Genomic DNA, 18162 nt, shown 5'->3' on the forward strand with positions numbered 1-18162 from the left:
GGGGATTGTCCTCTGGCATTTTTCACAGATCTTCAAAAATAATTTGACGTAAATTCAATGTGTAAATATGAATATTGAAGAAAATTCACCAAAAATTACCAATAATGAAGAATCCTATTGCAATTACATTGTTAATAATTTATCATATACTTATCGATAGGTAAGGTTTGGTTATCGGCCCTATCTATGAGAGAAGGAGGGAAGGAACATGGAGACATTAAATAACATTGTCTTGACGATTCAGCATTATCTTGCGGATTACATCCTCATTGCCGCTCTTTTGTTTGGCGGCATCTGGTTTACCGTGAGGCTTGGATTTATCCAGGTAAGAGGATTCAAGGAAGGCTTGAAGAGGACGTTCGGCGGCTTGTTCCACAAGAAGGGAGAGGCAGGAGCAGACGGCATGTCCTCATTCCAGGCGCTGGCTACGGCAATCGCGGCACAGGTAGGCACAGGCAACATAGCCGGTGCGGCTACGGCGCTTGCAATCGGCGGACCCGGGGCAATTTTCTGGATGTGGGTCGCTGCATTTCTCGGCATGGCAACGATATTTTCTGAAGCTATCATGGCGCAGAAGTATAAATGTGTAGGCGACGACGGTGAGGTGACGGGAGGACCGGTATATTATATCCGGGCGGCGTTCAAGGGGACGTTCGGCAAAGTGCTCGCAGGCATATTTGCGGTCCTGATCATACTGGCGCTCGGCTTCATGGGTAACGCGGTACAGTCCAACTCAATCGCCGCAGCATTCCACACGGCCTTCGGTGTCCCCCAGGCAGTGATGGGCGTTGTCATCGCAGTTCTGGCACTGGCCGTATTTATGGGCGGCATGAAGAGGATTGCAAAGGTCACAGAGACGATAGTCCCGATTATGGCAGCCTTATATATCGTTGGAGCATTGATAGTGATTATCTATAACTATAAGAACATACCTTACGCGTTCCACGCAATCATCGTCGGCGCGTTCAGCCCGTCATCCATCGCGGGGGGAGCAGTCGGGGCGACAATCAAACTGGCGCTCACAAAGGGTGTGGCCCGCGGCCTTTTCTCCAATGAGGCCGGCATGGGTTCTACGCCACACGCACATGCGGTGGCCAAGGTAGACCATCCGGTGGAACAGGGGTTTGTGGCGATGATTGGCGTATTCATCGATACGTTTGTCGTTCTGAATCTTACAGCGCTTGTCATCATTACGACAAAATCTATCCCGACAGGCAAGACGGGAGCGGAACTGAGCCAGTATGCATTCTCCACCTTATTCGGCAAGGGAGGGGATATCTTCATCGCGGTGTGCATGTTCTTCTTTGCATTTTCGACAATCGTGGGGTGGTATTTCTTCGGCCAGGCGAACATCAAATACTTGTTTGGCGCCAAAGCCGTAAAGGTGTATTCCCTGCTCGTGGCAGCCTGCGTCATACTCGGTTCTCTCGCTCAGGTTGATCTTGTGTGGAATATGGCCGACTGCTTCAATTCCATGATGGTCATCCCGAATATACTCGGTCTGTTTGCGCTGAGCGGCGTCATCAAAAAAGTGCATGATGATTATTACAAAAACTTTCTAAATAAGAAAAAGTAAAAATACATAAAATCGGAGAAGTTTTGTTGTGTGAAATTACCAAATCGAACTTTCTCATTTGAAAAGGTTGAAAAATTATTAACAATAAGTTAATATTAAAACAAGCAATAAGATATATTCATTGCGTCTATAAATAAAATTAAACAGCGGGATGATTTTTTTCAAGAGAGAGCCATATTTATGGCCGCCGAAGAGGCAAGCCGGACAAGTGAGGGTGAACACTTGTGGGGTGAAACTTTCAGGCAAAAGGACTGGGAAAAGGACCGCATTCTGAATCTTGTGTTGAAGTAATTTGATTACGCCAAAAGACAGAAAGGACGAATTACACATCTGTGTTTAAATCGTCCTTTTTTTATTCAAAATTTAATTACCATAATTATCCAGATATAGAGGTGGATGGGATGCAGAATGATTACATAATAATAACGAATAATCCACTCGTACCGGAGAAGATAGGCGGAACGCATAATGTGGAATACGAAGAGATTTCCTATGAGGAAGTGCTCAAGGCAGTAAGAGACAGAATACATGAAGGGCACACGCTTTTATCACACCCTTTGTCGGGGAGTGTAAAGCCTAATGAAACACCATATAAATCAATCATGCTGTCGGCAGGAAAGGGGGAGGTAGACCCAAGGTCGGTCGTTATCATTGAGAATGCCATAGAGGCGTGCGGCAAGTTTATGTTCAAGTCAGACAAGTATAAGCCTGAGGTATATGATGATTTTCAGATGATAGACTGGACCCTACTGGAAAGCGCGATAACATCGGCAGACGTGTGGTAATGTCTGCAAGCCGGGCATGAAGCGTCCGGCCGGGTATGCGGGAGGTTGTAACAAGCGAAAGCTTCAACAAATAACAACATTTAACTTAAGGAGGGAACAATACGTGAAATTAGAAATGGGACACATATACATCAAGGATATTCAGTTTGCGGCAGAATCCAAGATTGAAGACGGAATCCTTTATGTATCAGAAGAGGCTGTAAAGGCAGTAGCTCTCGAAGACGAGAAGATTAAAAGCGTATCATTCGACATTGCAAAGCCAGGTGAGAGTGTGAGAATCACCCCGGTTAAGGATGTCATCGAGCCACGCGTTAAAGTAGAGGGAAGAGGGGGAATCTTCCCGGGCGTCATCTCTAAAGTAGATACGGTAGGAAGCGGCAAGACCTATGCGTTAAAAGGGATGGCAGTCGTAACAGCCGGCAAGATAGTAGGCTTCCAGGAAGGTATCATCGACATGACTGGCCCGGGTGCGGACTATACGCCATTTTCAAAGACGCTCAACCTTGTTATGGTATGTGAACCGGTTGACGGAATCAAACAGCACGATTACGAAAAGGCAGTAAGATTTGCAGGCTTCCGGGTTGCGGTATATATCGGGGAACTTGCACGGAACCTTACACCGGACGAAACAAAAGTGTATGAGACATGCACGATCAAAGAAGGCATGGAAAAATATCCGGACCTTCCAAGGGTCGCATACGTACAGATGCTTCAGAGCCAGGGACTTCTGCACGATACATATGTATACGGCGTAGACGCAAAGAAAGTGCTTCCGACTGTCCTGAATCCGACGGAAATCATGGACGGCGCTATCGTATCCGGCAACTGTGTATCTGCATGTGACAAGAACCCGACTTATGTGCACCTGAACAATCCGGTCGTACATGATATGTTTGAAGAGCACGGCAAGACTATCAACTTTGTATGCCAGATCATCACTAATGAAAATGTATACCTTGCAGACAAGCAGCGTTCCTCAGACTGGACGGCAAAGCTTTGCAAGATGTTAGACCTTGACGGCGTCATCGTATCCCAGGAAGGATTCGGAAACCCGGATACAGACTTGATTATGAACTGTAAGAAGATTGAGGCAGAAGGTGTCAAGACAGTCATCATCACAGACGAATATGCCGGACGTGACGGCAGATCCCAGTCTCTTGCGGATGCAGACGCGGCAGCAGACGCGGTAGTAACAGGCGGAAACGCTAACCAGGTTATTATCCTGCCTAAGTTGGACAAAGTTATCGGAACTCTTGACTATGTGACTAAGATTGCCGGAGCCAGCGAAGAGACTCTCCGCGAAGACGGTTCCCTGGAAGTGGAACTTCAGGTGCTGACAGGTGCGACAAACGAAACTGGTTTCAACAAACTGAGCGCGAGATAATAAGGGAGGATACAGTAAATGAGCAAAATTAAAGTTGTACATTACATTAACCAGTTCTTCGCTAACATCGGCGGAGAAGAAAAAGCGGATTATCCGGCGGAACTTCGCGTAGGTGAAGTGGTTGGACCGGGTATGGCATTTAACATGAATTTTAAAGATGAGGCAGAAATCATCGCAACTATCGTGTGCGGCGACTCCTACTTTAACGAGAACCTTGAGAAAGCTAAAGCAGATGTCCTTGCCATGGTAAAAGAGCAGGCTCCTGACGTATTCATCGCAGGCCCGGCATTCAATGCGGGACGTTATGGCGTCGCGTGTGGTACTATCGCGGCAGCCGTCCAGGAAGAGCTTGGCATACCGGCCATCACAGGCATGTATGTGGAGAACCCGGGCGCCGACATGTTCAAAAATCAGGTATACATGGTTGCCACGAAGAACAGCGCAGCCGGTATGAGAGGCGCGGTAGCGAAGATGGCTCCATTAGCTCTTAAGCTTGCCAAAGGAGAAGCAATCGGCGCGTCCTGTCAGGAAGGCTATATGCCGAACGGCGTCCGCGTGAATTTCTTCGAGGAAGAAAGAGGTTCAAAGAGAGCGGTAAAGATGCTGCTTCAGAAACTGGCTGACAAGCCGTATACTACAGAATACCCGATGCCGGACTTTGACAGGGTAGATCCAAACCCGGCGGTCAAAGATCTTGCACATGCCAAAATTGCGCTTGTCACATCAGGCGGTATCGTACCGAAAGGAAATCCGGACCATATCGAGAGCTCCAGTGCGTCACATTACGGAGAATACGATATCGCGGGTGTCATGGACCTGACGGAAGAGACTTACGAGACAGCTCACGGCGGATATGATCCGGTATACGCAAATGAAGATTCAGACCGCGTACTTCCGGTAGATGTGCTCCGTGACATGGAAAAAGAAGGAAAGATCGGTGAACTTCATCACCTGTTCTATACGACGACCGGTAACGGAACCGCAGTCGCGTCTTCCAAGGCATTTGCAGCTGAGTTCTCTAAGAAGCTGCTTGCTGACGGAGTAGATGCTGTCATCCTCACCTCTACATGAGGCACCTGTACTCGTTGCGGTGCAACGATGGTGAAAGAGGTCGAGAGAGCGGGCATCCCGGTTGTACATATTTGTACAGTTACTCCGATATCAATGACAGTTGGCGCGAACAGAATCGTACCGGCTATCGCGATTCCTCATCCGCTCGGCAATCCGGCGCTGGATGCTTCTGAGGAGAAGGAGCTTCGCCGCCACATTGTTGAAAAAGCGCTTGACGCTCTTACGACGGAAGTTGACGGACAGACGATTTTTGACTAGAGCAGATGTTACTTTAACAAGAAAAAGGAGATGAATCCCATGGGCAAGATTTATGACGTAATTATCCTGGGTGCAGGTCCTGCCGGTCTGGCGGCAGGGCTGTATGCAGGAAGAAGCCGTCTTTCTACGCTGATTATTGAAAAAGGGCAGGATGGCGGACAGATTGCAATCACAGACGAGATTGAAAATTATCCGGGACAGATGGTAGAAGGCGAATCAGGTCCTTCGCTCATCGCTAGGATGACGGGACAGGCTGAAAAATTCGGCGTTGAACGTGTATCAGATACGATTACCGAAGTACAGCTGGAAGGCGACGTGAAGGTGCTGAAGAGCACAAAGGCAGAATATCAGGCAAAAAATATCATTATCGCCACAGGCGCCTACTCAAGGCCTATCGGCTGCAAAGGTGAGGCGGAATTCATGGGCAAGGGCGTATCTTACTGTGCCACATGTGATGCGAATTTCTTTGAAGACTTTGAGGTGTATGTCGTCGGCGGCGGGGACTCTGCGGTTGAGGAAGCGATGTATCTCACTAAGTTTGCCAGAAAAGTTACGATTATCCACAGACGTAACGAGCTTCGCGCCGCAAAGTCTATCCAGGAGAAGGCATTTGCCAACCCGAAGATTGACTTCTTCTGGGACAGTGTCGTAGAAGAGGTGTATGGGGATGACATCCTCCAGGGCATGATTGTAAAGAATGTTAAGACCGGCGAGACACGCAAAGTAGAGGCCGACCCAGAGGACGGCATGTTCGGCTTGTTCGGGTTCATCGGTACGGTTCCAAATTCCAAACTCTTTGAAGGTATCATAGATATGGACGAGAGAGGATATATTAAGACGGACGATGATATGCATACGAATGTTCCGAACGTGTATGCGGCCGGCGATGTGCGTATCAAGAGCCTGAGACAGGTTGTAACTGCCGCTGCGGACGGAGCCATTGCTGCAGTCCAGGTGGAGAGAAGCTTATCAGATTATTTCTAGGAGGTAGAAGAAGATGATTGATGTAACGAAGGAAACATTTGAAGAAGAAGTGTTAAAAGCAGAAGGATATGTATTTGTAGACTTTTACGGAGACGGATGCGTACCATGCCAGGCTCTGATGCCAAAGGTTCATGAATTTGCAGACACATACGGAGACAAGATGAAATTCACATCCCTGAACACGACAAAGGCACGTCGCCTTGCTATCGCACAGAAAGTGTTAGGGCTTCCCGTCATGGCTGTATACAAAGACGGCGAGAAGGTGGAAGAGGTCGTGAAAGATGACGCTACACCAGAGAACATTGAAGCGATGATTAAGAAATATATCTAATTGAAGATAGTTTTCTTTATCATAAATACAACTAGCAACACACAAGAAAGGAGAAAGCATAATTATGGCTATTTTAGATGGAAAAAAAGCAATAATTATCGGAGACCGTGATGGAATCCCGGGACCGGCTATCGCAGAATGCGTTAAGACAGCCGGCGCTGAGGTAGTATTTTCATCCACGGAATGTTTCGTCTGAACGAGCGCAGGCGCAATGGACTTGGAAAATCAGAAGAGAGTAAAAGAATTTGCTGATGAATATGGTGCAGAGAACTTAGTAGTAGTTCTCGGTGCTGCAGAAGGTGAGGCTTCAGGCCTTGCAGCAGAAACTGTAACAGCAGGAGATCCTACTTTCGCAGGTCCATTGACAGGGGTCCAGCTTGGACTCAAAGTATATCACGTGTGCGAACCAGAGATGAAAGAAGAGTTCGACGAAGAAGTGTATGATGAGCAGATCAGTATGATGGAAATGGTACTCGATGTTGATGATATCATTAATGAAATGACAGCCATCAGAGACGAGTTCTGTAAATTTTAAGTGTGTGGGGTGGTGTCACCCCACCACCCCGTATATTTAATGAAAGGTGGAAAACCAATGAACAGTGTAATCAAAGGGGCAAGCTATGTATTAGTACATACCCCGGATATGGTTTTATATAATGGAACGACTCAGACGACTGAAAGAATCGTCAATCCAGATTCCGAATATTTAAAAGAGGTGCCGAACAACCTGCGCTCTTTTAAAGAGGCAGTAGAGTACTGGCCGAACCAGACATATATCGGTAATGTGCATCCGGATGAACTGGCACAGGTAGAGTTCCCCTGGTATGACAAGAACAAAGAGGGGGCTGACCGTTACGGCAAATATGGTGAGATTATGCCGCAGGAGGAATTCCTGTTCCTCGTGCAGGCAAGCGATATGTTCGAGGTCGTAAGACTGGACAGAGAATTCGTGGCCAAATATAAGGACGCCTTTGCCGCAAATCCAATCATCTCAGAGGATATCGTTGAAAAAGTCCACGAAGGCGTGGAACTGAGCGAGATAGAGCATTTCGTCAACGAAGAGCATGCAGAAGGATTATATCACGATGGAAAATTAGTAGGCTGTGTAAAAAGAGCCCATGATATTGATGTTAACTTATCTGCCCATGTTATGCATGAGAACCTTATGAGCAAGGCTTCCAGTGTCCTGGCGCTGCTCTATGCGGTACGCAATGCAGGAATTGACAAGGCGGATGTGGAATATGTTATAGACTGTGCAGAAGAGGCATGCGGCGACATGAACCAGAGAGGCGGCGGAAACTTCGCCAAAGCGGCGGCAGAAGTTGCGGGCCTGGTCAGCGCTACAGGTTCTGATGCAAGAGGATTCTGTGCCGCACCGGCACACGCTGTGATCGAAGCGGCAGCCCTTGTCAAATCAGGCGCATACAAGACAGTCGTCGTTACATCCGGAGGATGTACGGCCAAGCTTGGCATGAACGGCAAGGATCATATCAAAAAAGGACTTCCGATTCTGGAAGACTGCCTTGGAGGCTTTGCGGTAGTCATTTCTGAAAATGACGGCGTGAACCCGGAGATAGATCTGAATATGCTCGGCCGCCACAGTGTCGGTACCGGTTCTGCGCCACAGGCTGTTATCGGAAGCCTTGTTACAGACTCGCTTGACAAAGCAGGTATGAAGATTCCGGATATCGACAAGTATTCACCGGAGATGCAGAATCCAGACATCACGAAGCCGGCGGGGGCAGGAGACGTTCCGCTTGCAAACTACAAGATGATTGCAGCTCTGGCAGTGAAGCGCGGTGAGCTGGATAAGAAGGAGCTGGCTGCGTTTACAAAGGAACACGGTCTTACCGGATGGGCTCCTACACAGGGGCACATTCCGTCAGGAGTTCCGTACATCGGATTTGCGCGTGAGGATATCCTTGACGGCAAGATCAGGAATGCGATGATTATCGGTAAGGGAAGCCTTTTCCTCGGACGTATGACCAATCTGTTTGACGGCGTATCTTTTGTAATCCACGGCAATACGGCCGATGAAGAAAGTGCTGCGGCAGGCGTATCCGAAGAGGAAGTTAAAGGACTCATTGCGAAAGCGATGAAAGATTTTGCTGCGACTCTGATGGCAGAGTAAGGGGTGGTGAATATGGCGAATATTGAGAAAATGATTGCCTCCACCTTTTTGGAGATGGCAGAAGGGCTTGAGACCGGAAGCTTTGGAAAGAAGCCAAAGATTGCGCTGACAGGCATGGGAAGTGAACATGGGGAAGAGAATTCCATGGAAGCAGCGGTAGCAGCGGCGAGAGAGGGCATCGATGTGTATTACATCGGTACGCTCGAAGCGGAGGGAGTTACTACAGTGAAAGTGGCTGACGAAGACGAAGGCCATAAGAAGATGGAAGAACTCCTGAAGAATAAGGAAGTAGACGGTGCAGTAACGATGCACTTTCCATTTCCGATTGGTGTATCCACTGTGGGGCGTGCGATTACACCGTCTAAGGGCAGAGAGATGTATGTGGCGACGACGACAGGTACATCGAGTGCCGACCGTATCGAAGGCATGATAAAAAATGCAATCTACGGCATTATAGCAGCTAAGACATGTGGAAAGGCAGACCCGACTGTCGGGATCCTGAATGTAGACGGCGCCCGTCAGACGGAGATTGCTTTGAAACAGCTGAAAGAGAATGGTTATGATATCAACTTCGCGGAATCGGCAAGAGCGGACGGAGGATGCGTGATGAGAGGCAACGACGTGCTCCAGGGCTCACCGGACATTATGGTATGCGATTCCCTGTCAGGAAACATCCTGATCAAGATGCTGTCCTCCTATACGACAGGTGGAAGCTATGAGGCATCGGGATATGGCTATGGCCCTGGGATTGGAGAAGGGTATGAACAGCTTGTGATGATTATCTCCCGTGCTTCCGGCGCACCGCTTATCACCGGGGCAATCCGCTACGCGGCGCAGCTTGTCAGGGGCAAGGTGTTTGAAGTTGCAAAGAAGGAATTCGATGCGGCCAACAAAGCGGGCCTGAAAGAGATACTCGCAGCCAGAAAAGCTTCTGAAAAAACAGCAGGAGATTCCGAGGAAGTTGCCGCACCTCCGAAAGAGCCGGTTACATCCCAGATAGCGGGGATTGAAATCATGGATCTTGAGGACGGCGTGAAAGCCTTGTGGAAGATTGGTGTCTATGCAGAAAGTGGTATGGGCTGCACAGGACCGATTATCCTCGTTTCAGACGCGAATCTTGCAAAAGCAGAGGAAGAGCTTAAGAAAGCAGGATTTATCAATTAAATTATCCGTGAAAACCACCAGATTGTTTTCTAATATGAAAAGTGGCGTCTTGCGTGTGGCGAGATGCCACTTTTCATATGTTCTTTCCAAGCCTTATAATGAATTGAATGTGAGGTGTTAATAGTGGAAGATGTTTTGACATTACGAACAACAGGGAGAAGATTCAGAATTCAACCCGGAAAGATTATGACAGGCACTCTTCTTGCTGCGTCTTTGGGCTGCCTGTATATTGCCAGTCTGAGACAGTCAGAACCGGAGACGGTTTCCTCCGGATTGGAATATGTCGAAGACACGGTTATACAGATACCGGGACCAGGTCCTGGACTGCCGGATGCCAAGCCTTTCAGGCGGCTGCTGGACCATCCGGAAGAAGCAGGAATTGTAATTCTTCCCTGGAAAGAACCTGTGGCTGACATACCGTCTACAGATAATCTGAATGTGGAGAGAGTCGATACGGCAGACAGCCGCTGCCCGGTTTCCGGAAGCGCTGAGAAAGAAGAGGATAAACTGCCGGATACGGGCGGGGAACCGATAATTTCCGTATGTGTCACTTTTCACGGCAACGGAGGTACGCTGTCTGTGGCGGAGATGACGCTTGATGAGTATTATCTGGATATTTCTACGGTGGCGGAACCTAGAAGACTAGGAAAGGTATTCGACGGCTGGTACACGGATCCTTCCTGCACCGTACCGTTTACAGGCATTGAAAGTGGGCAGGCAGAGGTACACCTGTATGCAGGATGGAAAGAATTTCCGACTTATATTTGTGATGACAGAGGATATATAACCGGCTACACCGATGCGGATGCAGTTGCAGATGATGCTACCATCATCCTGCCGACATCCCCGGATTGTCTCGGAGTCGAGGCAGGTGCTTTCGCCGGTCTGGAGGATCTGATATTCGATTTCTATATTCCGCCGAATATCGTCTATATCGCGCCGGGCGTTCTGGAATCATTCCCCAATCTCATGTATATAGAAGTGGCGGATGGGAATCCTGCATACTACAGCGACGGAGGAATATTGTACAAGGCAGATGGAACACTCTATGTATTTCCGGCAGGGCGAGATAATTGGGGAAGTGATTGAAATTAGTGGGCGACTGGTGATATAATAGGCTGGATTAAATAGACACAGGGGAAATAAGTATGAATATCAGACAGATAACAGAAGACAAGAAGGCATATCTGGACTATTTATTGCTGGCAGACCCTCAGGAAAGCATGATTGACCGTTATCTTGACGACGGCGAGATGTTCGTGCTGTGCGACCGGGAACAGGTAATGACCGTCGCGGTCGTGGCCGTGCTGAAAAACAGGAAATGCGAGCTTAAGAATATAGCGACGAGACCGGAGCACCAAGGCAGGGGATATGCCAGATATATGATCCATTATTTGTGTGAGCATTACAGCAACCGGTGTGACACGCTGTATGTCGGCACGGGCAACTGTGCCAAGAGTATTGGGTTTTATGAGAAATGCGGGTTCGTAAATTCCCATATAGTCATGAATTTTTTTATTGACAATTACGATGAGCCGATTTATGAGGACGGGAAGCTGCTGACGGACATGGTGTATCTTAAGAAGTATCTGGATTCCGAAGTGGATGTCAAGAAAGTGGTGAACCTGGCTCTGGAAGCCGGAAGGATACTTCTGAAAAACGGGGGTGAGATCTTTCGGGTGGAAGAGACGATTACCCGTATATGCAATCGTTTCCACGTGGATAAGGTAGATATATTCACGCTGAGCCACGGCATATTCGTGAGCGCTGAAAACGGTGTGCAGGAAGCATATACGAAGGTGAAGCACGTACCCCTTTCCGCTCCCCACCTTGGGATAGTCGCTGAAGTGAACGATCTGTCCAGAGAGATATCGGCGGGCCGTGTCGGGGTGGATGAGGCGCTTCAGAAGCTTGGGGAGATAGACGATATTCCACCCAAACGCGGCTACTTTCAGATACTGGCCGCCGGGGCAGGGAGCGGGTTCTTCGGTTTCCTGCTCGGTGCCTCGGCTCTGGAGAGCATCATCGCGTTTAGCATCGGCTGTCTGCTCTATATGTGGGTGCTCGTTGGAAAGCGGCATCATATGTCAAAGATTATCATTAATATAGCCGGAGGCGTGATTATAACCGCACTGGCTATCGCGGCCGTCCATCTGCCCTTTCCCGAGAAGGTCAGGCTGGAGGGGATGATTATCGGCTCCATCATGCCGCTCATTCCTGGGGTCGCGTTTGTCAATGCGATCCGCGACATAGCAGACAGCGATTTCCTGTCAGGAACGGTGCGGATGATAGATGCCCTGCTCGTGTTTGTATATATTGCCATCGGAGTGGGAATCACACTTAGTATCTATAATAATATGTTAGGAGGGCTGGCGCTTTGATACATGACATTTTTATGAATGTTGCCTGCCCGTTTATAGGGACGATGGCATATGCGGTGCTGTTCAACGTACCAAAGAGATATTACCTTAGCTGTGGTATGACCGGCACGGCCGGCTGGCTTGTCTTTGCCTTATCAGGCCGGTATACGTCCTCTGCGGTAGCGGCATTCCTTGGCGCGCTTGTCGTGGTGCTCATCTCCAGGATGCTCACGGTGAGGATGAAATGCCCGATAACGATATTTCTCGTCTCCGGCATCTTTCCGCTCGTGCCCGGAGCCGGCATCTATTATACGGCCTATTATCTTGTAACGAACCAGCTGTCCCTCGCCGCCCAGAAAGGCCTGGACTCTATCAAGATCGCGTTCGGAATCGTACTTGGAATCGTATTTATCGTATCCATACCGAGAGAATTCTTCCAGATTCGTTACTGGAAGGAAAGAAGAATTAGAAAAGGTTGGAGCAAATAGGAAAATATGGTACAATAATAATACGATAAACAGCAGGAGGGAGGGCTGGCGTATGTTAGGAAAGACGCTATTGGACATATTGAAGGAAAGCAGGTATACTACAGTTTTAAGTGGTTTTGGCATGCTCCTGGAAAGCGGGTACCCTGCAATCAGAGATGGGGATGAGTCGTATGAGATCGAGCAGAGGTACGGCTATTCCGTGGAGGAGATATTCAGCAGCTCCTTCTACTCCACGAGGAAAGAGCAGTTCTATGAATTTTACCGCAACGAGATACTGAAAATGCTGGATAAGCCGCCTGGCAAATGCTTTTATGAGATGGCGGAGCTGGAGAAAAGAGGCCTTGTCCAGTCGGTCATCACGAGACGCATCTATGGACTTCCACAGAGGGCCGGCTGTAAAAATGTCGTCAATCTCCACGGCAGCGTGTATGAGAACTACTGTCCACACTGCGGAAAGGAATATCCGGTCGAGTATATCACCGGGTCGAAGAGGATACCGCTCTGCCAGGTATGCAGTACACCGATACGCCCAAAGATATGCCTGTTTGGCGAGATGGTCGACAACCGTGTTATCACTGAGGCGGCAGAAGAGGTCCGGAAAGCAGACGTACTGCTCGTGCTCGGGACCAATCTGAAGACCTATCTCTGCAGCCAGCTGATTGATTACTATGAAGGAGATAAGCTCGTTCTGATCAATCCGGAGAAGCACTTCTCGGATAAGCTGGCCGATGTAATCGTACATAAGAGTGTAGAAGATGCACTTGGAGAAATACTAAAAGAATTAGGAGAATGATCATGAGTAAAGTAAGAACAAGATTTGCACCGAGTCCTACCGGAAGAATGCATGTAGGAAATCTGAGAACAGCGCTGTATGCGTATCTGATTGCGAAGCATGAAGGCGGGGACTTTATGCTCAGAATCGAAGATACGGATCAGGAACGCTTTGTGGACGGTGCGCTTGAGATTATTTACCGTACGCTTGAGAAGACCGGACTCATCCATGACGAAGGGCCGGATAAAGACGGGGGTGTGGGCCCTTACGTACAGAGTGAGAGGAATGCCTCCGGATTATATATGGAATACGCCAAGAAGCTTGTCGAGCAGGGGGATGCGTACTATTGCTTCTGCGACAAGGAGCGCCTGGATTCGTTAAAGAGCAAGGTGTCGGAATCTGGAACGGAGATTGTCGCCTATGACAAGCACTGCCTGAACCTGAGCAGGGAAGAGGTGGAGGCGAACCTGGCGTCAGGCAGGCCGTATGTAATCCGTATCAATATGCCGGCGGAGGGGACGACGACCTTCCATGATGACATATATGGAGATATCACGGTTCCGAATGAAGAGCTGGATGATATGATTCTTATGAAATCAGACGGATATCCGACCTATAACTTTGCCAATGTCATCGACGACCACCTCATGGGTATCACCCATGTAGTACGCGGTAATGAGTATCTGTCCTCCGCGCCGAAATACAACCGTCTGTACGAGGCTTTCGGATGGGAAGTTCCGACTTATGTACACTGTCCGCTTATCACGGATGAGAACCACAAGAAGCTGAGCAAGCGCTGCGGGCATTCTTCCTATGAAGATCTGCTGGAACAGGGATTTGTGTCCGAGGCGATTGTCAATTATGTGGCGCTGCTTGGATGGTGCCCGGAAGACAATCAGGAGATCTTCTCGCTGGAGGAACTCGTGAAGGCATTTGACTATCGCCATATGAGCAAATCCCCGGCCGTATTTGACGTTGTGAAGCTGAAATGGATGAACGGTGAATATCTGAAGGCCATGGACTTTGGCAGATTTTATGAGATGGCAGAGCCTTATCTGAAAGAGGCCGTTACAAAGGACTATGATTTGAAGAAGATTGCAGCGCTCGTGAAGACGAGGATAGAAATATTCCCAGATATCAATGAACAGATCGACTTCTTTGAGGAGCTTCCGGAGTATGACACGGCAATGTACTGCCATAAGAAGATGAAGACGAATGAAGAGAATTCCCTGGAAGTGCTTACAGATATCCTTCCTGTGCTGGAGGCACAGGATGATTACAGCAATGATGCGCTGTTCGGGGTGCTGAAGGGTTATGTGGATGAGAAAGGCTGCAAGGTGGGATACGTGATGTGGCCGGTGCGTACGGCCGTATCAGGCAAGCAGAATACACCTGGAGGCGCCACGGAGATTATGGAGATACTCGGGAAAGAGGAATCTCTGAAAAGGATACGCAGGGGAATAGAATTATTAAGCAGATAAGAGGTATGTATGAGTTTAAACAGTGCTCAGATTGAGGCGGTCGCCCACCACGAAGGACCCTGTATGGTCCTGGCAGGTCCCGGTTCCGGGAAGACACTCACCATCGCTAAACGAATTGAATATCTGATTCAGAAGCATAAGGTAAGGCCAGAAGAAATTCTGGTCATTACCTTTACCAAGCATGCATCCAATGAGATGAAAAAACGGTTTCAGGCCGTGATGGGAGAACAGCTGCCGGTTACGTTCGGAACGTTCCACGGCATCTATTATGGGATTCTGAAATGGGCCCGTGGAATCGGTCAGCATAATCTGCTTACGGAAGAAGAACGATACCAGCTTCTGCGTCAGATCCTATCAGAGTCGCACCTGGACGGAGTCCTCTCGGAAGAAGAGGAAAAGGACTACGTGAAGGATCTCTCTACAGAGATTGGAAGGATTAAGAACGACCGGCTGGATATCCACACGTATGAATCTGCCCGGTTCGGAACGGAGCGGTTTCGGACGATTTACCGCGATTACGAGGCGGCGAAGAAAAAATGGAATAAGATTGATTTCGAGGATATGCTGCTGCTCTGCTGCCAGATGTTCCTGCAGCGTCCGGATATACTTGAAAAGTGGCAGCAGAAATTCCGCTACATACTTGTAGACGAATTTCAGGACATCAACCAGGTGCAGTATGATGTGGCGCGCATGCTGGCGTCACCAGAAGACAACTTGTTTGTGGTTGGAGATGACGACCAGTCTATCTATGGGTTCCGGGGTGCCAGGCCAGGGATTATGGCGCAATTTAAAAAAGACTATCCGGATGCCAGGCAGGTGCTTCTCGATGTGAATTACAGATCTACGTCCCATATTGTCAACGGGGCGCTCAGAGTAATCGGACACAATCAGAACAGATTCAAAAAGGCGGTCCGTTCAGACAGAAGGCCGGGGGAGACGGTGCACGTTCAGGAAGTGAAAGATTGTGTGGATGAGGGCACATACGTCGAGGAGCAGATACGTAAGCTGAACGCCCGGGGAATCCCTTACAGCCAGATAGCCGTCCTGTACAGGACGGCCCTTGACGCGAGAGCGCTGTCGGAACGTCTGATGGAATACCAGATACCTTTCACTATGAAAGAGTATATGGACAACATCTATGACCATTTTATCGCCCGGGACATCAGCAGCTATTTCCATCTCGCTCTGAAAGAATACGAACGCAGGTATTTCCTGCAGATTGCGAACAGGCCGAACCGGTACATCGGTCGGGACAGCATGAGCGGGGAACCTGTATCATATGAATCTCTTCGCCGTTTCTACTGTGACAAGGACTGGATGATGAACCGGATAGACCAGCTGGAGTGGGATATGAAGATGATGGAGAACAAGCCGCCATATCTTGCAATCCAGTATATAAGAAAAAGTATCGGTTATGACGAGTTCCTGAAGGAATATGCGGCATACAGGCAGATACCTGGCCAAGAGCTCTTTCAGGTGCTCGATGAGATACAGGAACTTTCCAGAGGATGCGAAACGATTGGCGCCTGGTTTGCGCGTGTGGAGCAATATAGAACTATGCTGAAGGAACAGCGAAAGAAGAACGCAGACGCCGGGGAGAGCGTATCCCTGATGACGATGCACGGTTCCAAAGGGCTGGAGTACGATACCGTGTTTATCATCCAGGGCAATGAGGGGGTAGTTCCATATAAGAAGGCGAAGACAAAAGAGGAGATAGAAGAAGAGCGGCGGCTCTTTTATGTCGCCATGACGAGGGCGAAGCGAAAGCTTATCATCAGCTATGTCAAAGAAAAAAACGGGAAAGAAGCCAATCCCTCCCGTTTTGTAAATGAATTATTCCTCACTGTCTGATTCGTCAAATTCCTGCATGTCCAGCCATTCATCAAAGGCATCCGCAGCGATTTCATATTCATCATCATCTTCGATATTTTCCAGTTCGGGTTCTCCCGGAGCCGTCTCTTTATAACGGTAGATGTACACGTCGCCTTCCTCGCTGTCTCCGTTTTCATCAAGCGGGAGGAGTGCGATATATTCATTGCCGCCGGCCTCATATACGGTGAGGATGGCACATTCCACCACTTCGTCATTATCAAGCGTCAGAGTAACCATAGGTGTCTCGTCATGTCCGCAGCAGTCATCGTGTCCGCAATTGCATTGCTGTTCGCTCATAGTTTTATCTCCTTTTATATACAGAATTATATCTTACATATCAAGATACATTAACTGTACCAAAGGAACGTATAAAAAGCAAGGGAGTTTTTGCCATCGTCAGGCGGATGGGAAAAGAGTAGCCAAAACAGTGAAAATAGTGTAAAATATATCTGTGCGTTTGAAAAATAATGCATAAGGAGGATAAAACATTATGAAGAAGAGGAGAATGTTAAGTGTAATAGCGGTGATGCTTATCTGTGTATGTGCGCTGTCAGGCTGTAAAAAAAATGTAGGGACGCCGGAGGACAATGCTGTAAAAGATGAGGAGTCCGATGATAATATAGAAGGGGACGACGAAGATGCCTTTGTGTTCGGCTTCTCCGTAATCGATATGCAGAACCCTTATTTTATAACGCTGGAAGGCGCGACACGAGAGGCCGTAGAAAGTAACGGGTATCGTATGATCACGAAGGATCCGGCTTCTGACGCGGCAACGCAGGGGGCGCAGATACAGGAGATGATAGACGAAGGCATCGATGCTGTCTTTCTCTGTCCCGTCGACTGGGAGGAGATAACAGATTCGCTCAAAGCGCTGAAGGATGCGGGAGTCCGGATTATAAATGTGGACAGCCAGGTGAAAGAGATGGAGTATGTGGATGCATACATAGGTTCTGACAATCATAACGCCGGATTTATATGCGGGGAGGACCTGATAGCAAAGCGCCCCGACGGAGGCAAGATCGCTATACTGGAGTGTCCGACCCAGAATTCTATCAATGACCGCATCACGGGCTTTGAGGAAGCGATTGCAGAAGCGGAAAAGGGCTTTGAAGTTGTGGCGAGGGAAGACACCGGAGGCGAGTTTGACAAAGCACTGGAGGCTTCGAAACGGATTCTGGAAGAGAACCCGGACATCACCGCAATCATGTGCGGTAACGACCAGATTGCGGTAGGTGCGATGACCGCGGTGAATCTCGCTAAGATGGAAGACGTCATCATTTATGGTGTAGACGGATCTCCTGACATAAAGAAGGAGTTTAAAAAAGCTGGATGCCAGATAGCCGGGACAGCGGCCCAGTCTCCTATCAATATGGGCAAGACGGCGGCAAAGACGGGAATCAGCATTTTAAAGGGCGAAGAGTTCGAGCCGGAAGTATATGAAGAAGTATTCATGATTAATAAAGACAATGTTGATATGTATGGAATAGATGGCTGGCAATAACAGG

At 48.6% G+C, this 18162-nt stretch carries 17 protein-coding genes and 1 riboswitch; of the genes, 16 read left to right on the plus strand and 1 reads right to left on the minus strand.

Going from position 1 to position 18162, the window contains the following annotated elements; translation table 11 throughout:
• The first annotated feature begins 208 nt into the window (after nt 1-208).
• The 15 genes from HMPREF0980_RS13400 (at nt 209) to HMPREF0980_RS13480 (ending at nt 16636) form a co-directional block, all read left to right on the plus strand.
• Nucleotides 209-1576 (plus strand): alanine/glycine:cation symporter family protein, encoded by a 1368-nt coding sequence (locus HMPREF0980_RS13400; RefSeq protein ID WP_049729596.1) that lies wholly within the window; start codon nt 209-211, stop codon nt 1574-1576.
• A 152-nt stretch (nt 1577-1728) separates the two neighbouring features.
• A riboswitch (glycine riboswitch) is annotated at nt 1729-1840 on the plus strand.
• Between the two features lie 137 nt (nt 1841-1977).
• Complete coding sequence (locus tag HMPREF0980_RS13405; protein WP_049729597.1) at nt 1978-2361, plus strand: GrdX family protein; 384 nt, start codon at nt 1978-1980, stop codon at nt 2359-2361.
• A gap of 103 nt (nt 2362-2464) precedes the next feature.
• Entirely contained in the window at nt 2465-3745 is a 1281-nt protein-coding gene (locus HMPREF0980_RS13410) for a glycine/sarcosine/betaine reductase component B subunit (RefSeq protein WP_198146271.1), read from the plus strand.
• An 18-nt stretch (nt 3746-3763) separates the two neighbouring features.
• Nucleotides 3764-5074: a glycine reductase complex selenoprotein B gene (gene grdB, locus HMPREF0980_RS13415; RefSeq protein ID WP_084002787.1), complete on the plus strand. Its 1311-nt coding sequence runs from the start codon at nt 3764-3766 to the stop codon at nt 5072-5074.
• A gap of 39 nt (nt 5075-5113) precedes the next feature.
• Nucleotides 5114-6058 carry a thioredoxin-disulfide reductase gene (trxB, locus tag HMPREF0980_RS13425; protein WP_049729601.1) on the plus strand — a complete coding sequence of 315 codons (945 nt, stop codon included), beginning with the start codon at nt 5114-5116 and terminating at the stop codon, nt 6056-6058.
• Between the two features lie 13 nt (nt 6059-6071).
• Nucleotides 6072-6389, plus strand: a complete 318-nt coding sequence (gene trxA / locus HMPREF0980_RS13430) for a thioredoxin TrxA (protein ID WP_006443888.1) — start codon at nt 6072-6074, stop codon at nt 6387-6389.
• Nucleotides 6390-6453: 64 nt separating this feature from the next.
• The gene (gene grdA / locus HMPREF0980_RS13440; RefSeq protein ID WP_082912768.1) at nt 6454-6924 is read left to right on the plus strand and encodes a glycine/sarcosine/betaine reductase complex selenoprotein A; all 471 of its coding nucleotides are present in this window, start codon (nt 6454-6456) and stop codon (nt 6922-6924) included.
• Nucleotides 6925-6981: 57 nt separating this feature from the next.
• On the plus strand, nt 6982-8520 hold the full coding sequence (gene grdC / locus HMPREF0980_RS13445; RefSeq protein ID WP_049729604.1) for a glycine/sarcosine/betaine reductase complex component C subunit beta: 1539 nt from the start codon (nt 6982-6984) through the stop codon (nt 8518-8520).
• Nucleotides 8521-8532: 12 nt separating this feature from the next.
• Entirely contained in the window at nt 8533-9684 is a 1152-nt protein-coding gene (gene grdD, locus HMPREF0980_RS13450) for a glycine/sarcosine/betaine reductase complex component C subunit alpha (RefSeq protein ID WP_049729605.1), read from the plus strand.
• Nucleotides 9685-9819: 135 nt separating this feature from the next.
• Entirely contained in the window at nt 9820-10773 is a 954-nt protein-coding gene (locus HMPREF0980_RS13455; RefSeq protein WP_147629831.1) for an InlB B-repeat-containing protein, read from the plus strand.
• A gap of 59 nt (nt 10774-10832) precedes the next feature.
• Nucleotides 10833-12065 (plus strand): GNAT family N-acetyltransferase, encoded by a 1233-nt coding sequence (locus HMPREF0980_RS13460; protein WP_049729607.1) that lies wholly within the window; start codon nt 10833-10835, stop codon nt 12063-12065.
• Between the two features lie 14 nt (nt 12066-12079).
• On the plus strand, nt 12080-12532 hold the full coding sequence (locus HMPREF0980_RS13465) for a threonine/serine exporter family protein (RefSeq protein WP_049729690.1): 453 nt from the start codon (nt 12080-12082) through the stop codon (nt 12530-12532).
• A 52-nt stretch (nt 12533-12584) separates the two neighbouring features.
• On the plus strand, nt 12585-13325 hold the full coding sequence (locus HMPREF0980_RS13470) for an SIR2 family NAD-dependent protein deacylase (RefSeq protein ID WP_049729608.1): 741 nt from the start codon (nt 12585-12587) through the stop codon (nt 13323-13325).
• Between the two features lie 2 nt (nt 13326-13327).
• A complete protein-coding gene (gltX, locus tag HMPREF0980_RS13475) occupies nt 13328-14785 on the plus strand; it encodes a glutamate--tRNA ligase (RefSeq protein WP_049729609.1) in 1458 nt (485 codons plus the stop codon).
• Nucleotides 14786-14794: 9 nt separating this feature from the next.
• Entirely contained in the window at nt 14795-16636 is a 1842-nt protein-coding gene (locus HMPREF0980_RS13480) for an ATP-dependent helicase (RefSeq protein ID WP_049729610.1), read from the plus strand.
• On the opposite strand, the gene HMPREF0980_RS13485 is transcribed toward HMPREF0980_RS13480, so the two are convergent.
• The gene (locus HMPREF0980_RS13485) at nt 16619-16954 is read right to left on the minus strand and encodes a DUF1292 domain-containing protein (protein ID WP_049729611.1); all 336 of its coding nucleotides are present in this window, start codon (nt 16952-16954) and stop codon (nt 16619-16621) included. The genes HMPREF0980_RS13480 and HMPREF0980_RS13485 overlap by 18 nt on opposite strands.
• A 193-nt stretch (nt 16955-17147) precedes the next feature.
• Between HMPREF0980_RS13485 and HMPREF0980_RS13490 the strand changes: the two genes are divergently transcribed.
• The gene (locus HMPREF0980_RS13490; protein WP_049729612.1) at nt 17148-18158 is read left to right on the plus strand and encodes a sugar ABC transporter substrate-binding protein; all 1011 of its coding nucleotides are present in this window, start codon (nt 17148-17150) and stop codon (nt 18156-18158) included.
• Nucleotides 18159-18162: the final 4 nt, after the last annotated feature.

It is taken from the genome of Dorea sp. D27, from assembly GCF_001185345.1.
Taxonomy (GTDB): Bacteria; Bacillota; Clostridia; order Lachnospirales; family Lachnospiraceae; genus Extibacter.

Bases quoted from the DNA above. Each gene is read 5' to 3' on its own strand.
- grdC (WP_049729604.1), top strand. From the start codon at position 6,982: ATGAACAGTGTAATCAAAGGGGCAAGCTATGTATTAGTACATACCCCG.
- HMPREF0980_RS13400 (WP_049729596.1), top strand. From the start codon at position 209: ATGGAGACATTAAATAACATTGTCTTGACGATTCAGCATTATCTTGCG.
- HMPREF0980_RS13405 (WP_049729597.1), top strand. From the start codon at position 1,978: ATGCAGAATGATTACATAATAATAACGAATAATCCACTCGTACCGGAG.
- gltX (WP_049729609.1), top strand. From the start codon at position 13,328: ATGAGTAAAGTAAGAACAAGATTTGCACCGAGTCCTACCGGAAGAATG.
- HMPREF0980_RS13480 (WP_049729610.1), top strand. From the start codon at position 14,795: ATGAGTTTAAACAGTGCTCAGATTGAGGCGGTCGCCCACCACGAAGGA.
- HMPREF0980_RS13485 (WP_049729611.1), bottom strand. From the start codon at position 16,954: ATGAGCGAACAGCAATGCAATTGCGGACACGATGACTGCTGCGGACAT.
- HMPREF0980_RS13490 (WP_049729612.1), top strand. From the start codon at position 17,148: ATGAAGAAGAGGAGAATGTTAAGTGTAATAGCGGTGATGCTTATCTGT.
- trxB (WP_049729601.1), top strand. From the start codon at position 5,114: ATGGGCAAGATTTATGACGTAATTATCCTGGGTGCAGGTCCTGCCGGT.
- HMPREF0980_RS13465 (WP_049729690.1), top strand. From the start codon at position 12,080: ATGAATGTTGCCTGCCCGTTTATAGGGACGATGGCATATGCGGTGCTG.
- HMPREF0980_RS13470 (WP_049729608.1), top strand. From the start codon at position 12,585: ATGTTAGGAAAGACGCTATTGGACATATTGAAGGAAAGCAGGTATACT.
- trxA (WP_006443888.1), top strand. From the start codon at position 6,072: ATGATTGATGTAACGAAGGAAACATTTGAAGAAGAAGTGTTAAAAGCA.
- HMPREF0980_RS13460 (WP_049729607.1), top strand. From the start codon at position 10,833: ATGAATATCAGACAGATAACAGAAGACAAGAAGGCATATCTGGACTAT.
- grdD (WP_049729605.1), top strand. From the start codon at position 8,533: ATGGCGAATATTGAGAAAATGATTGCCTCCACCTTTTTGGAGATGGCA.